The organism is Litorisediminicola beolgyonensis, from assembly GCF_042679605.1.
Lineage (GTDB): Bacteria > Pseudomonadota > Alphaproteobacteria > Rhodobacterales > Rhodobacteraceae > Litorisediminicola > Litorisediminicola beolgyonensis.
In genome coordinates, this window is the sequence record NZ_JBHTMU010000015.1 from 43852 (window position 1) to 67774 (window position 23923).

A 23923-nucleotide genomic window follows, 5' to 3' on the forward strand; every position below is an offset into this window, starting at 1 on the left:
CGGGCGCGGAGGATCAGGCGGCCAGGCGCGCGACCTGCTCTTCGGCCTTGTTGACCGTGCCTTCGGGGTCGACGGCCAGACGATCTGCCGTCACCACCTCGATATCGGTGATGCCGATGAACGACAGCACGTGCTTCACGTAGCCGCTGGCAAAGTCGATCTCGGAGCCGACGGCGGTGCCGCCCGAGGTCACCACGAGGATCGCGCGCTTGCCGGTCAGAAGACCCTCGGGGCCCGCCTCGGAATAGCGGAAGGTCACGCCGGCGCGGGCAACCAGATCGACCCAGGCCTTGAAGGTGGTGGGCGCGGCGAAGTTGTAGATCGGCAGGCCGATCACCAGCGTGTCGGCGGCCTTCAGCTCGTCGATCAGGCTGTCGGAGAGCGCCAGCGTCTCGCGCTGCTCGGGGCTGCGCTTGTCGGCGGGGGTGAAGTTCGCGCCGATCCAGGCCTCGTCGATCAGCGGCAGCGTGTTCGAGAGGTCGCGGGTGACGACGGTTTCGGGGGCGAGGCGCTCGATCACCTGGTCGGTCAACCGGCGGGACACGGAGTCCTGGTGACGGGCGGAGCTGTCGATGCGGAGAACGGTATGTGCGGTCATCTGTCTGTCCAGTTCGTTTTCTGAGCCAATGAGCGGTGTCAGCCGCGTTCCCGCCTGAGTTGGGTATTGCAAAAAATCACGCAATCGCGCCACACACACAGACAGCGTGGATCGATGCACATAAGAGGACGCGATGGAAAACTGGGACGAGATCCGAACGGCCTTTCAGGTCGCGCGCATGGGCACGGTCTCGGGCGCGGCCGAGGTGCTGGGCGTCCACCACGCCACGGTGATCCGGCATATCGACGCGCTGGAAGGTCGGCTGGGGGTCAAGCTCTTCCAGCGGCACGCGCGCGGCTACACCGCGACCGAGGCGGGCGCCGACCTGATGCGCGTGGCGCAGGCCACCGACGACCAGTTCCAGCAGCTTGCGGGGCGGATCAAGGGCCGCGGCTCCGAGGTTTCGGGCGAGCTGCTCGTGACCTCGCTGATCAATTTCGCGCCGCAGCTCCTTCCCGCGCTTGCGAGCTTCCGCGAGCTCTACCCCGAGGTGACGCTCCGCTACCTGACCGATGACCGGGTCTTCCGGCTCGAATATGGCGAGGCGCATGTGGCGCTCCGGGCCGGACCGCAGCCGCAGGAGCCGGACAACGTGGTCCAGCCGTTCCAGCGCGCTCAGGTCGGTCTCTACGCGGCCAAGTCCTACATCGCCGAGCACGGCCTCCCGACCGCGCCTTCGGAATTCGCCAAGCACCGCTTCGTCGGCCATGACAATCACGAGAACCGCGCGCCCTTCTTCCGCTGGATGTCGTCGACCGTCCCGCGCGAGAACGTGGTCTTCCGCTCGGCCGACACGCGTGTCCTCGAGCGCGCCGTGGTCGAGGGGATCGGCATCGGCTTCGTCGGCGGTCGCGCCGCGGCCGCGCATCCCGACCTGACCGAGATCATGCCGCCCCTGGACGACTGGAGCGTGCAGCTCTGGCTCGTCACACATGTCGACCTGCACCGCACCGCGAAGGTGCAGGCCTTCCTCAAGCATCTCAAAGAGCAGTCGGCGGGCGAGGCGTGAGCGGCGCGGCCAGGGGCCATCTCGCGATGCTCGCCTTCTCGGCCCTCGTGGCCGGGTCGTTCTCGCTCGGGCGCATGGCCGCGCCTCTGATCTCGCCCGACGCGTTCAACGCGGTGCGTTTCGTGATCGCGGGCGGCATCATGCTGGTCTGGCTGCGGGCCTCCGGACCGATCCGTCCCGCGGCCTTCGCGGCGCCCTGGCGCTATCTGCTGCTCGCCGGGCTCTTCGTCTTCTACTTCGTCACCATGTTCGAAGGGCTGAAGACGGCGGCGCCGGTCAGCCTCTCGGCGGTGTTCACGCTGACCCCGGTGATCAGCGCGGTCTTCGGCTGGTGGCTCTTGCGTCAGGCCACGACGCTGCGCATGGCGCTGGCCCTGACCATCGGAGGCATCGGTGCGCTCTGGGTGGTGTTCCGCGCCGACTGGCAGGCGTTCCTCGGATTCGCGGTTGGGCAGGGCGAGACGATCTATTTCACTGGCGTCCTGGCCCATGCGCTCTACACCCCGCTCCTGAAACGCCTGAACCGCGGCGAGAGCGCGGCCGAGTTCAATACCGGGGTGCTGGTGACCGGCGCGGTGTTGCTCCTGCTTTGGGGCGGGCCGTCGATCGTTGATACGGACTGGGCGCGCCTGCCGCCGATCGTCTGGATCACGCTCGGCTACACGGCGACCTTCGCCACCGTGGTCAGCTTCGCCTGCCTGCGCTTCGGCGCGCAGCATCTGCCCTCGGCCAAGGTCATGGCTTACACCTATCTCGTCCCGAGCTGGGTGCTGGTCTGGGAGCTCGCGCTCGGAAACGGCACGCCCGCGGGCACGATCCTCGTGGGCGTCGGACTGACGGCCATCGCGCTGCTTCTCCTGTTGCGGGACGAGGAGGCTAGGTCTCCTCGGGCGGCTGAAGCCGCTCCTGCGTCAGGAACCGTTCGAACGCATCGAGATTGATCGCCTCGAACTGCCCGAAGCTCTGCATCCAGACGCTGGCATGGCGCATCGCGTCGGGATCGAGCTGGCACCACTTCACCCGGCCGCGCTTGTCCTGGCTGATCAGACCGGCGGCGGCGAGGATCGCGAGGTGCTTGGAGATCGCCGCCAGCGACATCTCGAACGGTTCGGCCACGTCGGTCACCGCCATGTCGTCCTCGAGCAGCATCTCGAGGATGCGACGCCGGGTCGGGTCCGCGAGAGCGGCGAAAACGGCGTCGAGATCCGGGGCGGGGCGGGGCATGCGGGAGCATAGACGCCGCGCCTTGCTCCGGGTCAAGCGCGATTCTGTCGCGCAGCATCGGTGCGCCGGAGGCGGCGGGATCGGGGCAAAAACCGAGCCAGACGGTGGGAAAATTGCGGAAAACTCTCCGGGAATGCGCGAAAAGCCGCGCGAATAGGCACATTATCAAGACTTGTGTGATTGCATGGCCGCAGTTTTTGACTTTGCGTGTTGCCAGTATAGCTTGGGCGATGGTAACCCGAAGCCGGAGACGTGTATAAACGCGACCAGGCGAACCCATAGTTATTGAGGAAGAGACTCATGACCACGACCATCAAGGCTCTGATCACCGCGGCCGCAGCCACCGCACTGACCGCAACCTCGGCCTTCGCTGGCGGCAAAGATGCCGTGATGATGGAGCCGGACGTGATCGTCGTCGAAGACGAAATGGTCGCTCCCTCCTCCTCGAGCTTCCCGATGGGCTCGACCGGCGCGCTCGTCGCAGGCGGCATCGTCGCAGCGGCCGCTCTGGCAGCCGTTCTGTCGGACGACGACGAGAGCGACACCTCGACCGAAGAAGACGCAGAGTAATTTGCCCGCAGCATAGCTGCACAAAGGTTTCCTGAAAGGCGCGCTCGAATGGGCGCGCCTTTCTCTTTTCCGGCCCCCGCACAGATCCTCAACCGACGGGTTGAATAAGCATTTCCGCCAGATGGCGTCGAGGATGCCCGGTGCGGGTGAAAATTTCCTTTGAATCCAGTCAATTGCGCGAAGTTGACTCCTGTCAACTCTCCGCGTAGCACCAGCGCGACACTCCAAGTGGAGCTTCGCGCCCGTGGCTAACCCCGAGGACAAGAGCCGCATGGCCGCACTCGAGGCCCGGATCGCAGCGGCCAAGGCGGCCAAAGCGCCGCAGCGAAAGCACCAGGAGGAGCACTATTCTCAGGCGCATCTTGCCTGGAGGATGGTGATTGAACTTGTGGCCGGTCTGGGGATCGGCTTCGGCATCGGCTTCGGGTTGGACGCCCTTCTGGGAACGCGTCCCTGGGCCTTGGTGCTGTTTACATTGCTGGGCTTCGTGGCGGGCGTGAAAACGATGATCCGCAGCGCCAACGAGATCCAAGAGACGAAGCTGGCCGAACAGGCCGGAGAGAACGAGGGAACACGCGATGGCGACTGAAGCAGCAGGCGGGCACGGCGAAGCGGAAACCGGTCTGGTCTTCCACCCGATGGACCAGTTCATCGTCAGCCCGCTCTTCGGAGACGGGCCGGTGGGCATGTTCACCATCACCAACGTCACGCTCTGGATGGCGATCACCGTGCTCGCCGTGATCCTGCTCCTGGTCGTCGGCTCCTCGGGCCGCTCGATCGTCCCGGGCCGTCTGCAATCCGTGGCCGAGCTGGCCTACGGTTTCATCTACAAGATGGTCGAGGACGTCACCGGCAAGGAAGGCGTCAAGTACTTCCCCTACATCATGACGCTCTTCATGTTCATCGTGCTCGCGAACGTGCTGGGCCTGATCCCGATGGCCTTCACCACCACCAGCCACATCGCCGTGACCGGCATCCTAGCGATGGCGGTGTTCCTCGCGGTCACCATCCTCGGCTTCATCAAGCACGGCGCGCATTTCCTCGAACTGTTCTGGGTGAGCTCGGCGCCCCTGGCGCTTCGGCCGATCCTCGCCGTGATCGAGGTGATCTCGTATTTCGTGCGCCCCGTGAGCCACTCCATCCGTCTTGCCGGCAACATGATGGCCGGTCACGCGGTGATCAAGGTGTTCGCGGCCTTCGCCGCCATCGCCGCGATCTCGCCGCTCTCGGTCCTGGCGATCACCGCCATGTACGGGCTGGAAATCCTCGTGGCCTTCATCCAGGCCTACGTGTTCACCATCCTGACCTGCGTCTACCTCAAGGACGCGCTGCATCCGCATCACTAAGGGCGGTGCGCAGGGTGCGCATCCCCTCCGACATCCACGCAATTCCATCGTAAGGAGAGAAGATCATGGAAGGCGATATCGTACAAATGGGCGCATTCATCGGCGCGGGCCTCGCATGCATGGGCATGGGTGGCGCAGCCGTCGGTGTGGGCAACGTGGCTGGCAACTTCCTTGCCGGTGCCCTGCGCAACCCGTCCGCAGCCGCGTCGCAGACCGCGACCCTCTTCATCGGCATCGCGTTCGCAGAAGCGCTGGGGATCTTCTCGTTTCTCGTCGCGCTCCTGCTGATGTTCGCCGTCTAAGACGCTCCGACACCGATCCTTACGCGCGGGCGGTGCCGGGTCTCCCGGCCCGCCCGTGACACCAGATTGATCCGGAGAACGACATGGCGACCGAACAAGTAGCCGAGGGCGTGGCGCAGAGCCCCGAAACCGCACCCGGCATGCCGCAGCTCGATTTCTCGACCTTCGGCAACCAGATTTTCTGGCTCGTGGTCACGCTGGTCGTGATCTACTTCGTGCTGTCGCGGATCGCGCTGCCGCGGATCGCGGCGATCCTCGCGGAACGCCAGGGCACGATCACCAACGACCTCGCCCGGGCCGAAGACCTCAAGAAGCAGGCCGAAGAGGCCGAGGCCGCCTATGAGAAGGCGCTCGCCGACGCGCGGGCCGAATCTCAGAAGATCGCCGAAGAGACCCGCGAGGAGATCAAGGCGCAGGTGGCCGAGGAACAGGCCAAGGCCGACGCCCGCATCGCCGAGAAGACCGCCGAATCCGAGAAGGCAATCCAGGAGATCCGCGCCTCGGCGCTGGAGAACGTGGAGGTTGTCGCCAAGGACACCGCCGAGGCCCTCGTGGCCGCGCTGGGCGGCTCTGCCGACAAGGGCCAGATCGACGCTGCCGTGAACGACCGGCTGAAAGGATGAGCGACATGAGACATCTTGCTCTGACCGCTGCCGCGCTGGGGGCTGTCGCAAGCCCCGCCGCCGCGGCGTCCGGCCCGTTCTTTTCGCTGCACAACACCAACTTCGTTGTGCTCCTGGCCTTCCTGCTCTTCATCGCGGTCCTGATCTACTTCAAGGTCCCGACGCTTCTGGCGGGCATGCTCGACAAGCGTGCCGAGGGCATCCAGAAGGAGCTCGACGAGGCGCGCGCGCTGCGCGAGGAAGCCCAGAGCCTTCTGGCCTCCTACGAGCGCAAGGCTCGCGAGGTCCAGGACCAGGCCGACCGTATCGTCGCGCATGCCCGCGAAGACGCCAAGGCGCAGGCCGAGCAGGCCAAGGTCGATCTGCAGAAATCCATCGAACGCCGCCTCGCGGCCGCCGAGGAGCAGATCGAATCCGCGCAGGACGATGCGGTCCGCGAAGTGCGCGAACGCGCCATCGCGGTCGCCGTCGAGGCGGCGCGCCAGGTCATGGCGCAGCAGATGAGCGCCGAGCAGCGCTCCAAGCTGATCGACGAGTCGATCGAGACGGTCGGGCAGAAACTGCACTGATCTTTCGATCCAGACTTTATTGAAAAACCCGGGCCGATCGGCCCGGGTTTTTTTGTTCGACTGTCCGCGAGGAGCGTCGGTCGATCATATCCAACGGATCGAAGCCTTTGGGCAAAGCGCAGCGCGGCTCGGCATCGAGCCCATACCTCCCCGATGCTACGCCACGACCAAGGACCGCTGTTGAGCAATCGCATTGACGCTGCGTTCCAGGGTGCTCTATCTCTGCCCGCATGGTGAACATGTTCTTCGCATCGCAGGACTATTATCCGCAGCTTTCATAACTGCGGATCATTCATCATTGGTTTTCCGCTGCCCCTGACAGCGGTCAACATCCACTCGACCTTTTGCCAGGCGGCACTTCAGAGGTCGAAAAATGAAAAACAACAATCGCTTTCAGAAGCCGACGCTCGGCATCGCCGGGTTCGGTGCGTTCGGACAACTTGCCGCCCGTCATCTCGGCCAGCATTTCGAAATCACGGCCCACGATCCGTCTCCGTCCGTTGCCGCGTCCGCCAAGCGCCTCGGAGTGACGCTGACATCGTTGCGCTCGGTCGCGCGGGCGGATGTGATCCTCATTGCGGCGCCTGTGTCCTCGTTTGAGACGGTTGTCGGAGAGATCGCGGTGGCGTGTCGACCCGGGGCGCTGATTGTCGATGTTGGCTCGGTCAAAACCATCCCATCGGACATCATGCGGCGGCGGCTACCGAGCCATGTGGACATCGTCGCAACGCACCCCTTGTTCGGCCCTCAAAGCGCCGCGAGGGGTATCGAGGGGTTGAAAATCGCGGTCTGCCCCATCCGGGGAAGTCGGCATGCGCGGCTGGCTGCATTCCTGCGCAAGGCTCTGGGTCTGACCGTCCTCATATCGACCCCGGAAGATCACGACAAAGACGCCGCGATTGTCCAAGGGCTGACACATCTCATCGCCAAGGTGTTGCTGCGCATGGGGCCTTTGCCGACGCGCATGACAACGAAGAGTTTTGATTTGTTGTCCGAGGCAGTCTCCATGGTTCAGCACGATGCACCGGAAGTGTTCGAAGCGATCGAGAAGGCGAACCCCTATGCCGAGACAGTGCGACGACGGTTTTTTGATCTGGCCGCGGATTTGAGTGCCGAGCTGGAAACAGCCTTGCGAACACCGATATGCGACGACAGCGGACGTTGAGTGAGCGGCGCCCAACGGCAGCGCCATCCTCAGAGCTGACCAGACCCGTTCCTAGCCACACTCCTGATTTTGCCGCACGCACCAGCGCTGTCATCCCCGCGCGCCGCTCACCAAGAGCCCCGCACCGGGCCAGCGGGACACCGCGTCACCGGGGCAGCGGGGTCCGGCCCTTGTTGTAGTCCGACCAATCCTCGATCTCGGGATAGAACTGTCGCCGCCACGCCCGCACCCGCGGGTTCATCACCCGGCGCCAGATGGGCGGGATCATCGCGGCGATGGACATGACCGGATAGCCGTAGGGCAGCTGCGGCGCCTCGTCCTCGGAATAGCTCTGCAAAAGCGGGAAGCGTCGGTCGGGCTTGTAATGGTGGTCCGAATGGCGCTGGAGATTGATCAGGAGCCAGTTCGACGCCTTGAAGGACGCGTTCCACGAATGGCGCGGCAGAACGTGCTCGTATTTCCCGTGGCCCAGATGCTTTCGCGTCAGCCCGTAATGCTCGACGTAATTGACGAGCTCCAGCTGCCAGACCGCAACGCCCGCCTGCACCAGGAAGAGCCCGACGCCGGACCAGCCGCCCAGCCCGTAGGCGAGCCCGAGAAACAGTGCCTGCAGGCTCCAGTAGAGCACGAAGGGGTTCCGGTGATGCAGCCAGGGCAGGCCCTTGCGGGCCAGGAGCGCGCGTTCGGCCTCGAAGGCAGAGGTCCAGCTTTCCCAGAGCACGCGCGGATAGAACCGGTGGAAGCCCTCGTTGTAGCGCGCCGTCACCGGGTCGCGCGGCGTTCCGACATAGCGGTGGTGGATCAGCAGATGCTCGGTGCGGAAATGCGAATAGAGCACCATCGCCAGCAGAACGTCGGCCAGCCGCCGCTCCAGCCGGTTCTTCTGGTGCATGAGCTCGTGCGAATAGTTGATGCCCACCGTTCCGGTCAGAACGCCGACGCCGAAGAAGAGCGCGATCCGCTCTCCAGACCCCAGGTGCTCGGCCCGTGTCGCGTAAAAGATCAGACCGAAGAGCGACGCCGCCTGCAGCGGTGCCCAGATCAGCGTGATCACCCGGTACCAGCGCAGCCGGTCCTCGGGCGTGTTCGGATCGGCATTGTCGGTCTCGAGACCCAGGGCCGCATCGAGCATCCCGAAGAGATACCAGGTGCAGAGCGGTGTCAGCGCCAGCCACCAGCCGCCCCAGACCGCGCCGATCCAGGGCATCGGCAGCAGGAGAAGCGACATCCAGAAGGGCAGGGCGGCGGACAGCCGGGCGGCCGGTATCATATGCGATTCTCCGGGTTCTGAGCCTGTATCACCTCGGCTCCAAAATGCCGCGAACCGGGCCGCGCGCCAAGCCCCGCTCAGCCCTTTGACGCAAGGGCGTGGGCCTTGCGCATGAGCGTGGGCAGATCGTCGGGCGAAAACGCCTCGGCCGGGATGAATTCGCCGCGCTCAGGGGTGCGGTCCATCGGCACCAGCGCGGTCCTGAGGCTGAGGCGGAGATGGAAATGCGTGAAGGTGTGGCGCGCGTCCTCGGGCAAGGCCTTCCACTCGGCCCGGATCGGCGGGGCCTCGAACGGGGCATCGCCCCAGTCCGACCCCGGCCAGCCGAGCATGCCGCCCAGAAGTCCGCGCTCGGGACGGCGCTCGAGGAGCCAGGCGCCGTCGACGCGGCGGGCGAGATAGGCGATGCCGAAGCGCGTGGGCTTGCGCTTCTTGGGGCTCTTCTTCGGCAGCTCCGCCGCCGTGCCCGCGTCCCAGGCGGCGCAGTCGGAGCGCCAGGGGCAGAGACCGCAGGCCGGGCTGCGCGGCGTGCAGATCGTGGCGCCGAGATCCATCACCGCCTGCGCGTAATCGCCGGGGCGGGTGTCGGGGGTGAGCGCCTCGGCATAGCGGGTAAGCACCGGCTTCGACTGCGGCAGCGGCTGGTGCTCGTCATGGAGGCGCGCCATCACACGCTCCACGTTGCCATCGACAACCGTCTCCGGCCGGTCGAAGGCAATCGCCGAGATCGCCGCGGCGGTGTAGGGGCCGACCCCGGGTAGCGTCAGGAGCGTCGCGTGATCGGTGGGAAAGCGCCCCTGATGCTCGCTGGCGACCGTCCGCGCACATTTCAGGAGGTTGCGTGCCCGCGCGTAATAGCCGAGCCCGGCCCAGGCGGCCATGACATCGGCATCCTCGGCGCGGGCGAGATCGGTGACGGTCGGCCAGCGCGCGGTGAATTTCAGGAAATAGTCGCGGACCGCGGCGACGGTGGTCTGCTGCAGCATGATCTCGGACAGCCAGACCCGGTAGGGATCGGGCGCGACGCCCGCCTTGCGCGCCGCCGGAGGCACGCGCCAGGGCAGGTCGCGGGCGTGACGGTCGTACCACTCCAGAAGGTCGCTCGGATCGGGCATCGGGTCTCCGGGGCTCATGGTCGCGCAGAGGTGGCGCAGCGGCGCGCGGATTTCAAGCGCGGTGGCGGGTGGTCATGGCCTGACAGGCCCGACGTTATTGCCTAGCGGCGCTGCCGCTGTCACGTCCCGATCAACCGGCTTTGATGGGCGGGGCCGCAATCGCCTCTGGCACCCGCCGTCCGGCCCGGTAGAGTGACGCGCGATCAGAAAGGCCGCCCTCATGCAGCGCCAGCGTTCCACCACGCGGGGTTTCGCCCGCACCGCCTCGCTCCTCGAGGGGCAGATCCGCAAGGCCTCGGAAAGCCGGGGCTTCGCGCAATCGCGCGTGCTGACCCATTGGGACGAGATCGTCGGCGCCGAGATCGCCTCGATCGCGCGGCCCGTCGAGGTGAGCTTCGGGCGCGGCGGCATGGGGGCGTCGCTGACGCTTCTGACCACGGGCGCCCATGCGCCGGTTCTCGAGATGCAAAAGGACCGCATCCGCGACAAGGTGAACGCGGTCTACGGCTACAACGCCATCCGCCGGGTGCGGATCACCCAGACCGCGCCGCGCGGCTTTGCCGAGGGGCAGGTCGCGTTCTCGCCCGCGCCCGCCGCCGAGCCGCCCGCGCCCGATCCCGAAACCCTGGCCCGTGCCCGCGGCGTCTCGGAGGGCGTCGCCGATGACGGTCTGCGCGCCGCGCTTGAACGTCTGGCCGGGAACGTCCTATCCAACCCGAAATCCCGGGGCTGACCGCCCCAGACTGACAGAAAGAGGTTTCTGCCCATGACCCGTTTCCTGCTGCCCGCCACTCTTGCCGCCGTTCTCGTGGCCGGGGGCGGCTGGTTCCTCGGCCAGCCCGTCCAGACGCCCACCGGCCTGTCGCTGCCCGGCGCCGCCATGGCGCAGGAGGCCGCCGCGCCGACCGAGGCGGTCGAGATCGCGGACATGACCCTGGGCGCCGAGGACGCGCCGGTCGAGGTGATCGAATACGCCTCCTACACCTGCCCGCATTGCGCGCGGTTCCACGAGGAGGTCTTCGACCAGCTCAAGGCCGATTACATCGACAGCGGCAAGGTGCGCTTCACCTATCGCGAGGTCTATTTCGACAAATACGGCATGTGGGCGAGCCTCGTGGCGCGCTGCGGCGGGCAGGAGAAGTTCTTCGGCATCACCGACATGATCTATGCCGGTCAGAACACCTGGGCCCGTGCGGGCGCCGATGGCGCGATTGCCGACGGGCTGCGCAAGATCGGGCTTCTGGCCGGTCTCGACAAGGACCAGCTCGAAGCCTGCCTGACCGATGGCGAGAAGCTGCGCTCGCTCGTCGGCTGGTATCAGGAGAACGCCACCGCCGATGACGTCTCCTCGACGCCGACCTTCATCATCGATGGCGAGAAATACTCGAACATGCCCTATGACGAGTTCCGCAAGGTGCTCGACGACAAGCTCGGGGAATGAGCGGTCAGGGACCGCTCGCCGGCCTCAAGGTCATCGAGCTCGCACGCATCCTGGCCGGCCCCTGGGCCGGTCAGCTTCTGGCCGACATGGGCGCCGAGGTCACCAAGATCGAGGCGCCGCAGGGCGACGACACGCGCCAGTGGGGTCCGCCCTTCATCGAGCGCGAGGGCGACCGCTCCGCCGCCTATTTCCATTCCTGCAATCGCGGCAAGCGGTCGGTGGTCGTGGACCTCGCCTCGGACGCCGGTCAGGCGGAGATGCGCGCGCGGATCGCCGAGGCGGATATCCTCATCGAGAATTTCAAGGTGGGCGGGCTCGTGAAATACGGGCTCGACTATGCCAGCGCCGCGGCGATCAACCCGCGGCTGGTCTATTGCTCGATCACCGGCTTCGGGCAGGACGGCCCCTATTCGGGCCGCGCGGGCTACGACTACATCATCCAGGGCATGTCCGGCTTCATGTCGATCACCGGACCCGAGGGCGGCGAGCCCCTGCGGGCGGGTGTCGCGATCACCGATCTTTTCACAGGGCTTTACGCCTCGAACGCGATCCTTGCCGCGATCCACCAGCGCGCGCGCACCGGGCGGGGCCAGCATATCGACATGGCGCTGCTCGACTGCGCCGTCGCGGCGACCGCCAACCAGTCGCTCAATTACCTCGCGACCGGCGAGGCGCCCGGCCGGATCGGCAACACCCATCCCAATCTCGCGCCCTACCAGGTCTTCGAGACATCGGACGGCCATATCATCATCGCGGTCGGCAATGACGGGCAGTTCCGCAGGCTTTGCGGGCTCCTGGACTTGCAGGCACTCGCGGACGACCCCGATTACGCGCAGAATGCCGACCGCGTCGCGCATCGCGCCGCGCTGACCGAGGCGCTCGGCGCCGCGACCCGGACCATGACCAAGGCGGCACTTCTGGCCGCCTGCGAGGCCGAGGGCGTGCCGGCCGGTCCGATCAACGACATGGACGAGGTGTTCTCGGATCCGCAGGTCGTCGCGCGGGGCCTCAGGATCTCGCCCGAGGGCGTTCCCGGGGTGCGCTCGCCGGTGCGGTTCTCCGATGCCGAGCTGAGTTTCGAGCGCGCCGCGCCGAAGCTGGGCAAGGGCTGACATACAGCACTTTAGTATTAGTAGGACGCGGGGCGACCCGCTATCATACTGAGTGCAGGATGGACCTGGCGCGTGAGACGCCGGCATCCTTAGGGAGAAAATCGGAGGGTTAGGACCGATGTGTCAGGTCTTTGCGGGTCAGGATCCCGACAGGTATCGCTCGGTGACGCGGCGCTTGCGCCTGAACGGGCAATCCACGTCGATCCGGCTGGAAAACGCGTTCTGGAACACGCTCGACGAGATCGCCGAGGGCGAGGGCGTCTCGACCCCGGGCTTCCTGTCGAAGCTGCATTCCGAGGTTCTCGAACTGCGCGGCGAACCGGAGAATTTCACGTCTCTTCTGCGCACGACATGCCTGATCTATCTCGACCGCGTCCAGGATCGCAGGCCCGAGGTGCTCGCCGCCGAGTGAGGCCCGCCGCCCCCTTTGCAGGACCGAAGCCCGGCTGATCTGGCCGGGCTTTTTTCATCCGCGGGGCCGCGCATCGTCACTCTGTCGCGATGTAGTACGTCCCTACTACCCCCTCCCGCCTCACTCTCTGCATGCTTGGTCTCACCAAAGCACAGAACCAACCGGGAGGCGGTATGGCCAAAGCCATCCACAGCATGATTCGCGTTCTCAACGAGGCGCGGTCGGTCGAATTCTATGACAAGGCCTTCGGGCTGAAGATCGCGGACAGGCTCGATTTCGAGAAGTTCACACTCGTCTATCTGTCCAACCCGGAATCGGAGTTCGAGCTCGAGCTGACGATCAACAAGGGCCAGGAGGAGGCCTACGATCTCGGCAACGGCTACGGGCATTTCGCGGTCTCGGTCGACGATCTGGACGCTGAACATGCACGCTTCGAGGCCGAAGGACTGAACCCGCGCAAGCTGGTCGAATTCGCGCCCGACGGAAAGCTCGTCGGGCGGTTCTTCTTCGTGGCCGATCCCGACGGGTACGAGATCGAAGTGCTGGAGCGCTCGGGGCGCTTCAAGTGAGTTTCAGGCCCCGCCTGGGAGGCGCGGGGCCGATTGCAACCGGTCAGAGGGAGGAGACCTGACATGACCATGACCAAGAGCCTCAAGGGGCTGACCCGGCGCGAGCTTCTGTCGCGCGGTATGGCGGCGGGGGCGAGCTTTGTCGTCGGCGCCAATTTCGTCACCGGCAAGGGCGCGGCCTGGGCCACCGAGATGAACGCGATGAAGCCCGACAGCTTCGCGACGCTCGTTCAGATGGCGCGCGACATCTACCCGCATGACAAGGTGGCGGACGAGTTCTACGTCGCCGCCGTCAAGGGCTACGACACGCCCGACGCGGTCGACAAGACCGAGGCGGGCATCGAGATGGTGAACGCCAAGGCGTCCGAGATGGGCCACGGCTCCTATCTCGATATCGGCTGGGAAGCGGACCGGGTGAAGGTGCTCGAGGCGATCGAGGACAGCGAGTTCTTCCAGACCGTGCGCGGCGGGCTGGTCACCGGCCTCTACAACCAGAAAGCGGTCTGGCCGATCTTCGGCTACGAGGGCGAGTCCTATTCGCAGGGCGGCTACATCAACCGCGGTTTCGACGACATTTCGTGGATCGGTTGAGGGAGGACTGAGACATGGCTGCACCTTTTGATATGAACGACGACAGCGTCGTCGTGGTGATCGGCACCGGCGCCGGCGGCGGCGTTCTGGCCAACGAGCTGGCGCAGAAAGGCATCTCCGTCGTGGCCCTCGAGGCCGGCGGACGCTACCTGCCCGAGGATTACATCAACGACGAATGGGAAAGCTTCGGACAGCTGGCCTGGCTCGACCCGCGGACGACCTCGGGCGACTGGCGCGTGGCCAAGGACTTCTCCGGTCTGCCCGCCTGGATCGTGAAGGCCGTCGGCGGCACCACCACGCACTGGGCGGGCGCCTCGATCCGCTTCCAGCCGCATGAGTGGAAGGCGCTGACGAATTACGGCGCGGTCGAGGGCGCGAACCTTCTCGACTGGCCGATAGACGCCGATGAGATGGCACCCTGGTACGAAAAGGCCGAAACCAAGCTGGGCGTGACCCGCACCGGCGACCGCGCGGGCCTTCCGGGTAACAACAACTTCAAGGTCTTCGAGGCGGGCGCCAAGAAGCTCGGCTATGGCGAGGTCCATACCGGGCGCATGGCGATCAACTCGTCGGATTACGACGACCGGATGGCCTGCCAGCAGACCGGCTTCTGCTTCCAAGGCTGCAAATGGGGCGCCAAGTGGTCCGCGGCCTATACCGACATCCCGCGCGGCGAGGCGACCGGCAATCTCGAGGTGCGCGAGAAATCCCATGTCGCGCGCATCCTCCACGACGACACCGGCAAGGTGACGGGCGTCGAGTATTTCGACGCGGACGGCAACCTGCAGATGCAGAAGGCGCGCATCGTCGCGGTCGCAGGCAACTCCTTCGAGAGCCCGCGGCTTCTTCTGAACTCGTCCTCGTCGATGTTCCCGGACGGGCTTGCCAACAGCTCGGGCCAGGTCGGCCGCAACTACATGCGGCACCTCACGGGCTCGGTCTATGCGACCTTCGACAAGCCGGTGCGGATGTGGCGCGGCACCACGATGGCGGGCATCATCCAGGACGAGGCGCGGCACGACCCGTCGCGCGGCTTCGTCGGCGGCTACGAGCTCGAGACCCTGTCGCTGGGCCTGCCCTTCATGGCGGCCTTCCTCAATCCCGGCGCCTGGGGCCGCGAGTTCACCACCGCGCTCGACAGCTACGAGAACATGGCCGGCATGTGGATCGTGGGCGAGGACATGCCGCAGGAAAGCAACGCGGTCACGCTCTCGGATGTCGAGGACCATTACGGGCTCAAGGTCGCGAACGTGAACTACAGCGACCACCCGAACGACAAGTCGATGCGCGACCATGCCTACAAGCAGGGCTCGGCGGTCTACGAGGCGGTGGGCGCGACCCGCACCATGCCGACGCCGCCCTATCCCTCGACCCACAACCTCGGCACCAACCGGATGTCCGAGAACCCGGCGGACGGGGTCGTCAACAAGTGGGGCCAAACCCACGACATCGCGAACCTCTTCGTCTCGGACGGCTCCCAGTTCACCACCGGCGCGGCGGAGAACCCGACGCTGACCATCGTGGCACTGGCGATCCGGCAGGCCGACCATATCGCCTCAGAGATGAACGCAGGAAATCTGTGACGCTTTGACGCGAGGCCGCTTCGGCCCAGTTTAACGATCTGGGCGGGCCGCGAACTCACGCGGCCCGTCCTCAATTCCAGGGAGGAACAAAATGAAGATATTTACGAGCTCCATCGCCATGGGCGCGCTCCTGGCGTCGTCTGCGCTCGCGCAGGACGACAACATGAACAAGCTGTCCAACATGCAGAAGACCGACGCGGCCTTCACCTTCGTCGACCAGGAAGGCGAGCGCGCCGACAGCCTGCGCTCCATCGTCGAGTACATTTCGGTGCCCGACGGGTTCGAGGTCAGCCTCTATGCCGTGGTCCCGGATGCCCGGTCGATGGCCGTCGCGCCTCAGGGCACGGTGACCTTCGTGGGTACCCGCAAGGACAAGGTCTGGTCGGTCGTCGACCGAGACCGCAACCGCATCGCCGACGAGGTCAAGGATTTCGCCCCGTCGATCACCTTCGACATCCCGAACGGGCCCTGTTTCTCGCCCGACGGGTTTCTCTACATCGCCGAGCGGAACCGCGTGCTGAACTTCCCCGCGGCCGAGTTCTTCTTCGAAGGGCCGGACCAGCCGGTGGCCGTGGTCGTGGAGCAGGGCGAGCTGATCCCGCCCGAGGAGGAAAGCTTCAACCACACCGCGCGCGTCTGCCGCGTCGGGCCGGACGGCAAGCTCTACATCTCGCTCGGCCAGCCCTACAACGTGCAGCCCGAGGAGAAGGTCGAGATGTACGACAAGCTCGGCATCGGCGGCATCATCCGGATCAACACCGACGGCACGGGCCGCGAGGTCTACACGCGCGGGGTCCGCAACTCGGTCGGGCATGATTTCAACCCGGCCAATGGCGATCTGTGGTGGACCGACAACCAGGTCGACGGCATGGGCGACGACATCCCGCCGGGCGAGCTGAACCGCCAGACGGAAGCGGGCCAGCATTTCGGCTTCCCCTGGACCAACAGCCGGGTCGAGATCCCCGACTACAAGAACGTGCCGCGTCCCGAAGGGGTCGAGTTCGTCGAGCCGCAGCTCGAGCTGACCGCGCATGCGGCGGATCTGGGCATGCGCTTCTACACCGGCTCGTCCTATCCTGACGAGTATCACGGCGGCATCTTCTGGGCCCAGCACGGATCGTGGAACCGCACAACGCCGGTCGGCGCGCGGGTGATGTTCACCCAGCTCGACGAAGAGGGCAACGCCACCGAGGCGCAGGTCTTCGCGGACGGCTGGCTGAACGAGGAGACCGGCGAGTATCGCGGACGCCCGATGGACATCGCGTTCCTCGCGGATGGCTCGATGCTGGTTTCGGACGACTTCGCGGGCGCGATCTGGCGGATCGCCTACAAGCCCGGCGGTGCCTCTGAATGAGGCGTCTCGCAACAACGGTTCTCGGCGGGCTCATGCTCGCCGGGACGGCCCAGGCCGAGGTCGCGGGCGATGCCGAGAACGGCCGCAAGCTCTCGGGCCAGTGCCGGACCTGCCACGGGGCCAATGGCTACGCGCAGGTGCCGATCGCGCCCCATATCGGGGGCGAGCCGGCGTCCTATCTTGCCGCCCAGCTGACCGCCTTCCGGGAGGGCACCCGCGAGCACGAGATGATGACCGTCGTCGCCAAGATGCTCACCGACGACCAGATCGCCGATCTCGCGGCCTGGTATTCCAGCCAGACGGCGACCGCGACGCTGACCGCCGATCCCTCGGGCGCGCCCGAGCAATGCGTGGCCTGCCACGGTGTCGACGGGATCGCGGTGATCGAGAATGCGCCCAACCTCGCGGGCGAGACGAACATCTACATCGACACCCAGCTCAAGGCCTTCAAGCGCGGCAAGCGCACGCATGAGATCATGTCCGCCATCGCCGCCGACATGACCGACGAAGAGATCCGCGCCGCGGCGGATTGGTATTCCGAGGTGCAGCTCGAGATCACCGAACCGGGCTCCTGATCCGGGGCTCGGCGACTCGCGGAGGGTGAGCGACCCGGCGGCGGCCCTGTTTTCCGTGCTGAGGGGTCGTCGCGGCGCGGATCGGAAACCTCTGCGCCGCAATCACTAGGTCAGGAGTCGGAATTGACCGCTGCGACCGTGCCTGCGCAAGTGTAGACCTGTGCCCGAAGCCCAGGGAGCCAAAGCCATGTCCGAAAAAATCCGCTTCACGCTCGACGGCCAAGAGGTCGAGGCCGAGAAGGGCATGACCATCTGGGAGGTCGCGCACGGTCGCGGCCTGACCATCCCGCATCTCTGCCACAAGCCCGCGCCGGGCTACCGGCCCGACGGCAACTGCCGCGCCTGCATGGTCGAGGTCGAGGGCGAGCGCACGCTGGTCGCCTCGTGCATCCGCGAGCCTTCGGACGGCATGGTGGTCAACACCGCCTCGGGCCGCGCCAAGCACGCGCGCAAGCTGGTCATGGAGATGCTGGTCGCTGACCAGCCCGAGCGCGAAGAGGCGCATGACCGCTCGTCGCATTTCTGGGACATGGCCGATCTGAATGGCGTCACCGAAAGCCGCTTTCCGACGCTCGAGCCCGAGCGCATCCCGCTTCTCGACGACAGCCATGTCGCGATGCGGGTCAATCTCGATGCCTGCATCCAGTGCAATCTCTGCGTCCGCGCCTGCCGCGAGGTCCAGGTCAACGACGTGATCGGCATGGCCGATCGCGGCCATGACGCGTTTCCGGTCTTCGATATCGACGACCCGATGGGCGCCTCGACCTGCGTGGCCTGCGGCGAATGCGTGCAGGCCTGCCCGACCGGCGCGCTGATGCCCGCGAGTGTCGTTGACGAGGCGCAGCGTGGCGACAGCCGCGATTTCGACGAGGAGGTCGAGAGCGTCTGCCCGTTCTGCGGCGTCGGCTGCCAGGTCTCGATCAAGGTCAAGGACGGCAAGGTCAAATATGTCGAGGGCATCAACGGCCCGTCGAACGAAGGCCGTCTCTGCGTCAAGGGCCGCTTCGGCTTCGACTACATCCATCACGGCCACCGCCTGACCAAGCCGCTGATCCGCCGCGAGGATGCGCCGGACAAGGGGCTGAACGTCGATCTGAACGACATCTCCACCCATTTCCGCGAAGCGAGCTGGGAGGAGGCGCTGGAGTTCGCGGCCAACGGGCTGGTGGACATCCGCTCCTATTACGGCGGGCAGGCGGTCGCGGGCTTCGGCTCGGCCAAATGCACCAACGAAGAGGCCTATCTCTTCCAGAAGCTCATCCGTCAGGGCTTCAAGCACAACAATGTCGATCACTGCACCCGGCTCTGCCACGCCTCCTCGGTCGCGGCACTGCAGGAGAATGTCGGCTCCGGCGCGGTCACGGCGAGCTTCAACGAGATCGAGAACGCCGATGTCGCCATCGTCATCGGTGCCAACCCGACCGAGAACCACCCCGTCGCCGCGACCTTCTTCAAGCAGTTCGCCAAGCGCGGCGGCGAGCTGATCGTCATCGACCCGCGGGCGCAGACCGGTCTGAAGCGCTACGCCACGCATCTCCTTCAGTTCCGCCCCGGCACGGACGTCGCGCTTCTGAACGCGGTGATGAACGTGATCGTCGAGGAGAAGCTCTACGACCGGCAATATATCGAGGGCTTCACCGAGGGCTTCTTCGAGTTCCGCGAGCATATCCGCGCCTTCACGCCCGAGCGCATGTCCGAGCTCTGCGGCATCGCGCCCGAGGTGATCCGCGCCGTTGCCCGCAGCTTCGCGCGGGCGCGGGCGGGGATGATCTTCTGGGGCATGGGCGTCAGCCAGCACGTGCACGGCACCGACAACTCGCGCTGCCTGATCAGCCTGGCGCTTCTCTGCGGCCATGTCGGTCGGCCGGGCACCGGCCTTCATCCGCTCCGCGGTCAGAACAACGTCCAAGGCGCGTCGGATGCCGGTCTCATCCCGCATGTGATGCCCGATTATCAATCCGTCACCGACAAGGAGGTGCGCGACCTCTTCCGCCATATCTGGCGCGGCACCGAGCTTGACGGCTCGGCCGGTCTGACCGTGGTCGAGATCATGGACCGCGTCTATCGTGGCTCGATCCGGGGGATGTACGTGCTGGGCGAGAACCCGGCCATGTCTGACCCCGATGTCGATCATGCGAGGAAGGCGCTCGCGAAGCTCGACCATCTCGTGGTGCAGGACATCTTCCTGACCGAGACGGCGATGTATGCCGACGTGATCCTTCCCGCCTCGGCGCTGCCCGAGAAGCACGGGACCGTGACCAACACCAACCGCACCGTGCAGATGGTGCGGCGCGCGGTCCCGACCCCGGGCGAGGCGCGCGAGGATTGGAAGATCATCGTCGATCTGGCCAACCGCATGGGTCTCGACTGGGATTACGACGACCCGCACGAGGTCTTCAACGAGATGAAGATGTCGATGAAGTCGCTCCATCACATCACCTGGAACCGTCTCGAGACCGAGGGCGCGGTCACCTATCCCTGCAAGGGGCCGGACGATCCGGGCCAGTCGGTGGTCTTCGGCGACGGCTTCCCGCGCCGTGCGGGCCGGGCCAAGTTCACGCCTGCGCGGGTGACGCCGCCCGCCGAGATGCCGGACAAGGATTTCCCGATGATCCTGACCACCGGCCGCCAGCTCGAACACTGGCATACCGGGTCGATGACGCGCCGCGCCACGGTGCTCGACGCGGTCGAGCCCGAGGCCAACTGCTCGCTCCACCCCTCGACCCTTCGCAAGCTTGGTGTCGCCCCGGGTGGCAAGGTGCGGCTGGTCACGCGGCGCGGCGAGATCGAGATCATGGCCCGTGCCGACCGCCAGGTCGCGCCCGACATGGTCTTCCTGCCCTTCGCCTATGTGGAGGCCGCGGCCAACGTGCTGACCAACCCCGCGCTCGATCCCTGGGGCAAGATCCCCGAGTTCAAGTACTCCGCGGTGCGCGTGGAAGCGGTCGACTCGGGCAAGATTGCCGCCGAGTAACCCGCGCGCCATCGTTTGAGGGCCAAAGAAGGGAGCCTCGGGGCTCCCTTTTTCGCGTCTCGAGGATCCCGTCAGCGGCGCGACGATTCAAGGCCTGCGCGAAGAAATAAGTTCACGCGTGAAGTGGTTTGCGCTAAATCGATAGAAAACAGTCACTTGCATCGGCAATTTTTTTCTCACGTTGCAGCGCAGCGACGGTTTTCCCGTGCGGAAACCGGATCGGAGCCGATCCGGGCCCCAAGCTCTTTCACCTGCAGAAAGGGCGCATAGATAGGCGCCAATCGCAGAAGAGAGGCCACCCGTGAGCTTCTCAGTCTAGCTCAAGGAGACATGACATGCGCAACCACGTTGTGACCGCTCTGGTGTCCAGCACCGCACTGCTCGTCGCCGTTCCCGCCGTCGCACAGACCGCCGTCTTCACCAACGAAGACCGCGTCGAGGACCGGATCGACGATCTCAACGACGACATCGCCGACGCCGCCGAGCGCGAAATCGACGCCTTTGGCAACGAAGGCCGTGCCCGCGGCTTCACCGGCAACGTGTCGCTGAGCGCCACCGCAACCGATGGCAACACCGACACCGCCGATATCGGCATCGGCTCGCGCCTTGGCTATTTCGACGGCGTCAACGGCCACAAGCTGTCGCTGTCCTATGACTACAGCGAAGAGAACGACACCGAGACGTCGAACAGCCTGCTTGCCGGCTACGACTACACCCGCGAGCTTGGCCGCAACACCTTCGTCTTCGGCAAGGGCGTCGCCGTCTATGACGAGTTCGACAGCTACGAAGAGGATTACTTCGTCGGCGTCGGCCTCGGCTACCGCTTCTACAACACCGCGGACATCCAGTGGTCGGTCCAGGCCGGTCCGGGCTACCGCGGCACCGTCGACACCAACGGCGAGTGGAACGACGAGGCGGCCTACACCATTTCGTCCAACTACGCGCACAAGCTGAGCGACACCGTCTGGGTGACCAACGACACCAACTTCATCGGCTCGGAGCAGTCCGAGTACATCACCAACGATCTGGCGGTGAACGTATCGATGACCGACGCTCTGGCGCTGCGGACCTCGCTCCTGACCGAGCACAACACCGACCCGCTTCCGGGCTTTGAGAAGACCGACAACAAGCTGGGCGTCTCGGTGGTCTACAGCTTCAACTGATCCATCGGATCGGTTTCGAGACAGAAGGGGCGACGGGCGACCGTCGCCCCTTTCTTGCGTCGGGCCCCGCTCATGCGGCGTCGATGCGCGGGCCCAGGGCGGTCCCTTCCGCCAATCTCCGGCGTGGCTCTCTGACCTGGCGGAAATGCTGCGGGCGCGCGCTTGACCTGACCTCTGGCTTGTGCCCGTATTGGGCCAACGACGCTTGGACAAAGATCCGGCGCGCAAGAATGACAGGCAGGGAAACTGCCGTCAGGGAGGATGCCATTGGCTCAGTCGACCGACGCAGCGGGGGAGCTGCGGTCGTTTCCTGCGCTTCTGAAGCGCAATGTCTCGCGGTTCGGCTCTCGTCCGGCATACCGCGAAAAGGAATATGGCATCTGGCAAAGCTGGACCTGGGCCGAGGCCGCCGAGGAGATCGAGGCGCTGGCGCTCGGGCTCATGACGCTGGGCGTCGAGCGCGGCGATTTCGTCGCGGTGATCGGGCGCAACCGTCCGGCGCTCTACTGGTCGATGCTGGCGGTGCAGAGCGCGGGCGGCGTACCGGTGCCGCTCTACCAGGACGCGGTCGCCGAAGAGATGGCCTATGTGCTCGATCATTGCGGCGCCAAGCTGGTGATCGCGGGCGACCAGGAGCAGGTCGACAAGGTCATCGAGATCCGCGACCGGCTGCCCGAGTTCGAGCAGATGGTCTATCTCGACCCGAAGGGCCTGCGGAAATACGACCATTCCACGCTGCACGCCTATGACGCGCTGCAGGAGGCGGGCCGCGCGGCGCGCGACCGGCTGATGCCCGAGCTCGACGCGCGCCGGGACGCGCTGGGCTACGACGACACCTGCGTGATGCTGTACACCTCGGGCACCACCGGCAAGCCCAAGGGCGTGGTGCTGTCGAACCGCAATATCATCGAGACCTCCAAGGCCTCCTGCGCCTTCGATCACCTGACCGAGAAGGAGGAGATCCTCGCCTACCTTCCGATGGCCTGGGTCGGCGATTTCATCTTCTCCATCGGCCAGGCCTGTTGGGCGGGGTTCTGCACGAACTGCCCCGAAAGCCCGGACACGATGATGACCGATCTGCGCGAGATCGCTCCGTCCTATTATTTCGCCCCGCCGCGGGTCTTCGAGACGCAGCTGACCCAGATCATGATCCGGATGGAGGATGCGAGCCCGCTGAAGCGGCGGCTGTTCCATCACTACATGGAGATCGCCCGTCGCGTCGGTCCACGCATCCTTGACGGCGAGCCGGTCTCGGCGCTGGACCGGGTGCGCTACCGGCTGGGCGAGGTGCTGGTCTACGGCCCGCTCAGAAACGCGCTGGGATTTTCCAATGTGCGGGTGGGCTACACCGCGGGCGAGGCGATCGGGCCGGAGATCTTCGATTTCTACCGGGCGCTCGGCATCAACCTCAAGCAGCTCTACGGGCAGACCGAGGCCTCGGTCTTCATCACCCAGCAGCCCGATGGCGAGGTGCGCTCGGACACTGTGGGCGTGCCGTCCCCGGGGGTCGAGCTGCGCATCGGCGAGAGCGGCGAGGTCTATTACCGAAGCCCGGGCACCTTCGTGGAGTATTACAAGAACGCCGAGTCGACCGCGGACACCAAGGACGCCGAGGGCTGGGTGGCGACGGGCGATGCCGGGTTTATCGAGGAGGAGACCGGGCATCTTCGGATCATCGATCGCGCCAAGGACGTGGGCAAGATGGCCTCGGGGGCGCTTTTTGCGCCGAAATACGTGGAGAACAAGCTCAAGTTCTATCCGAACATCCTCGAGGCGGTGGTCTTCGGCGCCGGGCGCGAGACCTGCTGCGCCTTCATCAATATCGACCTCGCCGCCGTCGGGAACTGGGCCGAGCGCAACAATATCGCCTATGCCTCCTACCAGGAGCTGGCCGGGCATGCGCGGGTGCTCGACATGATCCAGTCGCATGTCGAGGAGGTGAACGCGAGCATCGCCGAGGACGAGATGCTCTCGGCCTGCCAGGTGCATCGGTTCCTCGTGCTGCACAAGGAGCTCGATGCCGATGACGGCGAGCTGACCCGCACGCGCAAAGTGCGGCGCAAGATCATCGGCGAGAAGTTCGACGACCTGGTGGGCGCGCTCTATGACGGGTCGGACAGCATCTATACCGAGACCGAGGTGACCTACGAGGACGGACGCAAGGGCAAGATCCGCGCCACGCTCGAGATCCGCGACGCCCGGGTGTGGCCGGTCCGGACGCCGACGCTGGAGGCGGCGGAATGACGGGCGACGTGCGCCTGCGGCGACACCCCGCCCGCCATCCCGCAGGGGCGCTTCGCTCCGGGGCCGTGGCATGGGCGTCGGGCGGGGCCTCGCGTATTTGCGAAAAGAAGAAGC

The 23923-nt window shown here is 65.8% G+C and carries 25 protein-coding genes; 21 read left to right on the top strand and 4 right to left on the bottom strand.

Features of this window, described 5'->3' with window-relative positions; translation table 11 throughout:
* Positions 1-13: 13 nt before the first annotated feature.
* Complete coding sequence (locus tag ACFQ4E_RS10120; protein ID WP_386803157.1) at positions 14-598, bottom strand: FMN-dependent NADH-azoreductase; 585 nt, start codon at positions 596-598, stop codon at positions 14-16.
* Positions 599-731: 133 nt separating this feature from the next.
* Between ACFQ4E_RS10120 and ACFQ4E_RS10125 the strand changes: the two genes are divergently transcribed.
* Both ACFQ4E_RS10125 and ACFQ4E_RS10130 read left to right on the top strand, forming a co-directional pair.
* Positions 732-1607 (top strand): LysR family transcriptional regulator, encoded by an 876-nt coding sequence (locus ACFQ4E_RS10125; protein WP_386803159.1) that lies wholly within the window; start codon positions 732-734, stop codon positions 1605-1607.
* The gene (locus ACFQ4E_RS10130) at positions 1604-2548 is read left to right on the top strand and encodes a DMT family transporter (RefSeq protein ID WP_386803161.1); all 945 of its coding nucleotides are present in this window, start codon (positions 1604-1606) and stop codon (positions 2546-2548) included. Before ACFQ4E_RS10125 ends, ACFQ4E_RS10130 begins: the two co-directional genes overlap by 4 nt.
* Here the strand turns inward: ACFQ4E_RS10130 and ACFQ4E_RS10135 are convergent.
* A complete protein-coding gene (locus ACFQ4E_RS10135; RefSeq protein WP_386803162.1) occupies positions 2484-2831 on the bottom strand; it encodes an ArsR/SmtB family transcription factor in 348 nt (115 codons plus the stop codon). The genes ACFQ4E_RS10130 and ACFQ4E_RS10135 overlap by 65 nt on opposite strands.
* 300 nt (positions 2832-3131) lie before the next feature.
* On the opposite strand from ACFQ4E_RS10135, the gene ACFQ4E_RS10140 reads away from it, so the two are divergent.
* From ACFQ4E_RS10140 to ACFQ4E_RS10170, 7 genes are all read left to right on the top strand, one after another.
* Positions 3132-3401 (top strand): hypothetical protein, encoded by a 270-nt coding sequence (locus tag ACFQ4E_RS10140; RefSeq protein WP_386803163.1) that lies wholly within the window; start codon positions 3132-3134, stop codon positions 3399-3401.
* A gap of 271 nt (positions 3402-3672) precedes the next feature.
* Complete coding sequence (locus ACFQ4E_RS10145) at positions 3673-3990, top strand: AtpZ/AtpI family protein (RefSeq protein ID WP_386803164.1); 318 nt, start codon at positions 3673-3675, stop codon at positions 3988-3990.
* Positions 3980-4747 (top strand): F0F1 ATP synthase subunit A, encoded by a 768-nt coding sequence (locus tag ACFQ4E_RS10150; protein WP_386803166.1) that lies wholly within the window; start codon positions 3980-3982, stop codon positions 4745-4747. The genes ACFQ4E_RS10145 and ACFQ4E_RS10150 overlap by 11 nt, the downstream gene beginning before the upstream one ends.
* Positions 4748-4812: 65 nt before the next feature.
* Positions 4813-5049 carry a F0F1 ATP synthase subunit C gene (locus ACFQ4E_RS10155; protein ID WP_386803168.1) on the top strand — a complete coding sequence of 79 codons (237 nt, stop codon included), beginning with the start codon at positions 4813-4815 and terminating at the stop codon, positions 5047-5049.
* 83 nt (positions 5050-5132) lie between these two features.
* Complete coding sequence (locus tag ACFQ4E_RS10160) at positions 5133-5672, top strand: F0F1 ATP synthase subunit B' (RefSeq protein WP_386803170.1); 540 nt, start codon at positions 5133-5135, stop codon at positions 5670-5672.
* Positions 5673-5677: 5 nt separating this feature from the next.
* On the top strand, positions 5678-6241 hold the full coding sequence (locus tag ACFQ4E_RS10165) for a F0F1 ATP synthase subunit B (RefSeq protein ID WP_386803172.1): 564 nt from the start codon (positions 5678-5680) through the stop codon (positions 6239-6241).
* 373 nt (positions 6242-6614) lie between these two features.
* Positions 6615-7406: a prephenate dehydrogenase/arogenate dehydrogenase family protein gene (locus ACFQ4E_RS10170; protein WP_386803173.1), complete on the top strand. Its 792-nt coding sequence runs from the start codon at positions 6615-6617 to the stop codon at positions 7404-7406.
* 145 nt (positions 7407-7551) lie between these two features.
* Here ACFQ4E_RS10170 and ACFQ4E_RS10175 read toward each other — a convergent pair whose 3' ends face one another.
* Entirely contained in the window at positions 7552-8676 is a 1125-nt protein-coding gene (locus ACFQ4E_RS10175; protein WP_386803174.1) for an alkane 1-monooxygenase, read from the bottom strand.
* Positions 8677-8753: 77 nt separating this feature from the next.
* Complete coding sequence (gene mutY / locus ACFQ4E_RS10180) at positions 8754-9791, bottom strand: A/G-specific adenine glycosylase (RefSeq protein WP_386803176.1); 1038 nt, start codon at positions 9789-9791, stop codon at positions 8754-8756.
* A gap of 220 nt (positions 9792-10011) precedes the next feature.
* Between mutY and ACFQ4E_RS10185 the strand changes: the two genes are divergently transcribed.
* The 12 genes from ACFQ4E_RS10185 (at position 10012) to ACFQ4E_RS10240 (ending at position 23809) form a co-directional block, all read left to right on the top strand.
* Positions 10012-10524: a DUF721 domain-containing protein gene (locus tag ACFQ4E_RS10185; protein WP_386803177.1), complete on the top strand. Its 513-nt coding sequence runs from the start codon at positions 10012-10014 to the stop codon at positions 10522-10524.
* Between the two features lie 33 nt (positions 10525-10557).
* Complete coding sequence (locus tag ACFQ4E_RS10190) at positions 10558-11232, top strand: DsbA family protein (RefSeq protein ID WP_386803178.1); 675 nt, start codon at positions 10558-10560, stop codon at positions 11230-11232.
* Positions 11229-12344, top strand: a complete 1116-nt coding sequence (locus tag ACFQ4E_RS10195) for a CaiB/BaiF CoA transferase family protein (RefSeq protein ID WP_386803179.1) — start codon at positions 11229-11231, stop codon at positions 12342-12344. Before ACFQ4E_RS10190 ends, ACFQ4E_RS10195 begins: the two co-directional genes overlap by 4 nt.
* 118 nt (positions 12345-12462) lie before the next feature.
* Entirely contained in the window at positions 12463-12756 is a 294-nt protein-coding gene (locus tag ACFQ4E_RS10200) for a ribbon-helix-helix domain-containing protein (protein WP_386803181.1), read from the top strand.
* A gap of 173 nt (positions 12757-12929) precedes the next feature.
* Entirely contained in the window at positions 12930-13325 is a 396-nt protein-coding gene (locus tag ACFQ4E_RS10205) for a VOC family protein (protein WP_386803183.1), read from the top strand.
* 63 nt (positions 13326-13388) lie between these two features.
* Positions 13389-13916, top strand: a complete 528-nt coding sequence (locus ACFQ4E_RS10210; protein ID WP_386803184.1) for a Twin-arginine translocation pathway signal — start codon at positions 13389-13391, stop codon at positions 13914-13916.
* A 14-nt stretch (positions 13917-13930) separates the two neighbouring features.
* A complete protein-coding gene (locus tag ACFQ4E_RS10215) occupies positions 13931-15499 on the top strand; it encodes a GMC family oxidoreductase (protein WP_386803185.1) in 1569 nt (522 codons plus the stop codon).
* Positions 15500-15590: 91 nt separating this feature from the next.
* The gene (locus tag ACFQ4E_RS10220; RefSeq protein ID WP_386803187.1) at positions 15591-16853 is read left to right on the top strand and encodes a PQQ-dependent sugar dehydrogenase; all 1263 of its coding nucleotides are present in this window, start codon (positions 15591-15593) and stop codon (positions 16851-16853) included.
* Positions 16850-17428, top strand: coding sequence for a c-type cytochrome (locus tag ACFQ4E_RS10225; RefSeq protein ID WP_386803189.1), 579 nt, complete (start codon positions 16850-16852; stop codon positions 17426-17428). The genes ACFQ4E_RS10220 and ACFQ4E_RS10225 overlap by 4 nt, the downstream gene beginning before the upstream one ends.
* Before the next feature lie 187 nt (positions 17429-17615).
* Entirely contained in the window at positions 17616-20402 is a 2787-nt protein-coding gene (fdhF, locus tag ACFQ4E_RS10230; protein WP_386803191.1) for a formate dehydrogenase subunit alpha, read from the top strand.
* A gap of 335 nt (positions 20403-20737) precedes the next feature.
* Entirely contained in the window at positions 20738-21565 is an 828-nt protein-coding gene (locus ACFQ4E_RS10235) for a DUF481 domain-containing protein (protein WP_386803193.1), read from the top strand.
* A 261-nt stretch (positions 21566-21826) separates the two neighbouring features.
* Positions 21827-23809 (top strand): AMP-binding protein, encoded by a 1983-nt coding sequence (locus ACFQ4E_RS10240; protein WP_386803195.1) that lies wholly within the window; start codon positions 21827-21829, stop codon positions 23807-23809.
* The last annotated feature ends 114 nt before the right edge of the window (positions 23810-23923 follow it).

Bases quoted from the DNA above. Each gene is read 5' to 3' on its own strand.
- ACFQ4E_RS10120 (WP_386803157.1), bottom strand. From the start codon at position 598: ATGACCGCACATACCGTTCTCCGCATCGACAGCTCCGCCCGTCACCAG.
- ACFQ4E_RS10125 (WP_386803159.1), top strand. From the start codon at position 732: ATGGAAAACTGGGACGAGATCCGAACGGCCTTTCAGGTCGCGCGCATG.
- ACFQ4E_RS10135 (WP_386803162.1), bottom strand. From the start codon at position 2,831: ATGCCCCGCCCCGCCCCGGATCTCGACGCCGTTTTCGCCGCTCTCGCG.
- ACFQ4E_RS10140 (WP_386803163.1), top strand. From the start codon at position 3,132: ATGACCACGACCATCAAGGCTCTGATCACCGCGGCCGCAGCCACCGCA.
- ACFQ4E_RS10145 (WP_386803164.1), top strand. From the start codon at position 3,673: ATGGCCGCACTCGAGGCCCGGATCGCAGCGGCCAAGGCGGCCAAAGCG.
- ACFQ4E_RS10150 (WP_386803166.1), top strand. From the start codon at position 3,980: ATGGCGACTGAAGCAGCAGGCGGGCACGGCGAAGCGGAAACCGGTCTG.
- ACFQ4E_RS10155 (WP_386803168.1), top strand. From the start codon at position 4,813: ATGGAAGGCGATATCGTACAAATGGGCGCATTCATCGGCGCGGGCCTC.
- ACFQ4E_RS10160 (WP_386803170.1), top strand. From the start codon at position 5,133: ATGGCGACCGAACAAGTAGCCGAGGGCGTGGCGCAGAGCCCCGAAACC.
- ACFQ4E_RS10165 (WP_386803172.1), top strand. From the start codon at position 5,678: ATGAGACATCTTGCTCTGACCGCTGCCGCGCTGGGGGCTGTCGCAAGC.
- ACFQ4E_RS10170 (WP_386803173.1), top strand. From the start codon at position 6,615: ATGAAAAACAACAATCGCTTTCAGAAGCCGACGCTCGGCATCGCCGGG.
- ACFQ4E_RS10175 (WP_386803174.1), bottom strand. From the start codon at position 8,676: ATGATACCGGCCGCCCGGCTGTCCGCCGCCCTGCCCTTCTGGATGTCG.
- mutY (WP_386803176.1), bottom strand. From the start codon at position 9,791: ATGCCCGATCCGAGCGACCTTCTGGAGTGGTACGACCGTCACGCCCGC.
- ACFQ4E_RS10185 (WP_386803177.1), top strand. From the start codon at position 10,012: ATGCAGCGCCAGCGTTCCACCACGCGGGGTTTCGCCCGCACCGCCTCG.
- ACFQ4E_RS10190 (WP_386803178.1), top strand. From the start codon at position 10,558: ATGACCCGTTTCCTGCTGCCCGCCACTCTTGCCGCCGTTCTCGTGGCC.
- ACFQ4E_RS10195 (WP_386803179.1), top strand. From the start codon at position 11,229: ATGAGCGGTCAGGGACCGCTCGCCGGCCTCAAGGTCATCGAGCTCGCA.
- ACFQ4E_RS10200 (WP_386803181.1), top strand. From the start codon at position 12,463: ATGTGTCAGGTCTTTGCGGGTCAGGATCCCGACAGGTATCGCTCGGTG.
- ACFQ4E_RS10205 (WP_386803183.1), top strand. From the start codon at position 12,930: ATGGCCAAAGCCATCCACAGCATGATTCGCGTTCTCAACGAGGCGCGG.
- ACFQ4E_RS10210 (WP_386803184.1), top strand. From the start codon at position 13,389: ATGACCATGACCAAGAGCCTCAAGGGGCTGACCCGGCGCGAGCTTCTG.
- ACFQ4E_RS10215 (WP_386803185.1), top strand. From the start codon at position 13,931: ATGGCTGCACCTTTTGATATGAACGACGACAGCGTCGTCGTGGTGATC.
- ACFQ4E_RS10220 (WP_386803187.1), top strand. From the start codon at position 15,591: ATGAAGATATTTACGAGCTCCATCGCCATGGGCGCGCTCCTGGCGTCG.
- ACFQ4E_RS10225 (WP_386803189.1), top strand. From the start codon at position 16,850: ATGAGGCGTCTCGCAACAACGGTTCTCGGCGGGCTCATGCTCGCCGGG.
- fdhF (WP_386803191.1), top strand. From the start codon at position 17,616: ATGTCCGAAAAAATCCGCTTCACGCTCGACGGCCAAGAGGTCGAGGCC.
- ACFQ4E_RS10235 (WP_386803193.1), top strand. From the start codon at position 20,738: ATGCGCAACCACGTTGTGACCGCTCTGGTGTCCAGCACCGCACTGCTC.
- ACFQ4E_RS10240 (WP_386803195.1), top strand. From the start codon at position 21,827: ATGCCATTGGCTCAGTCGACCGACGCAGCGGGGGAGCTGCGGTCGTTT.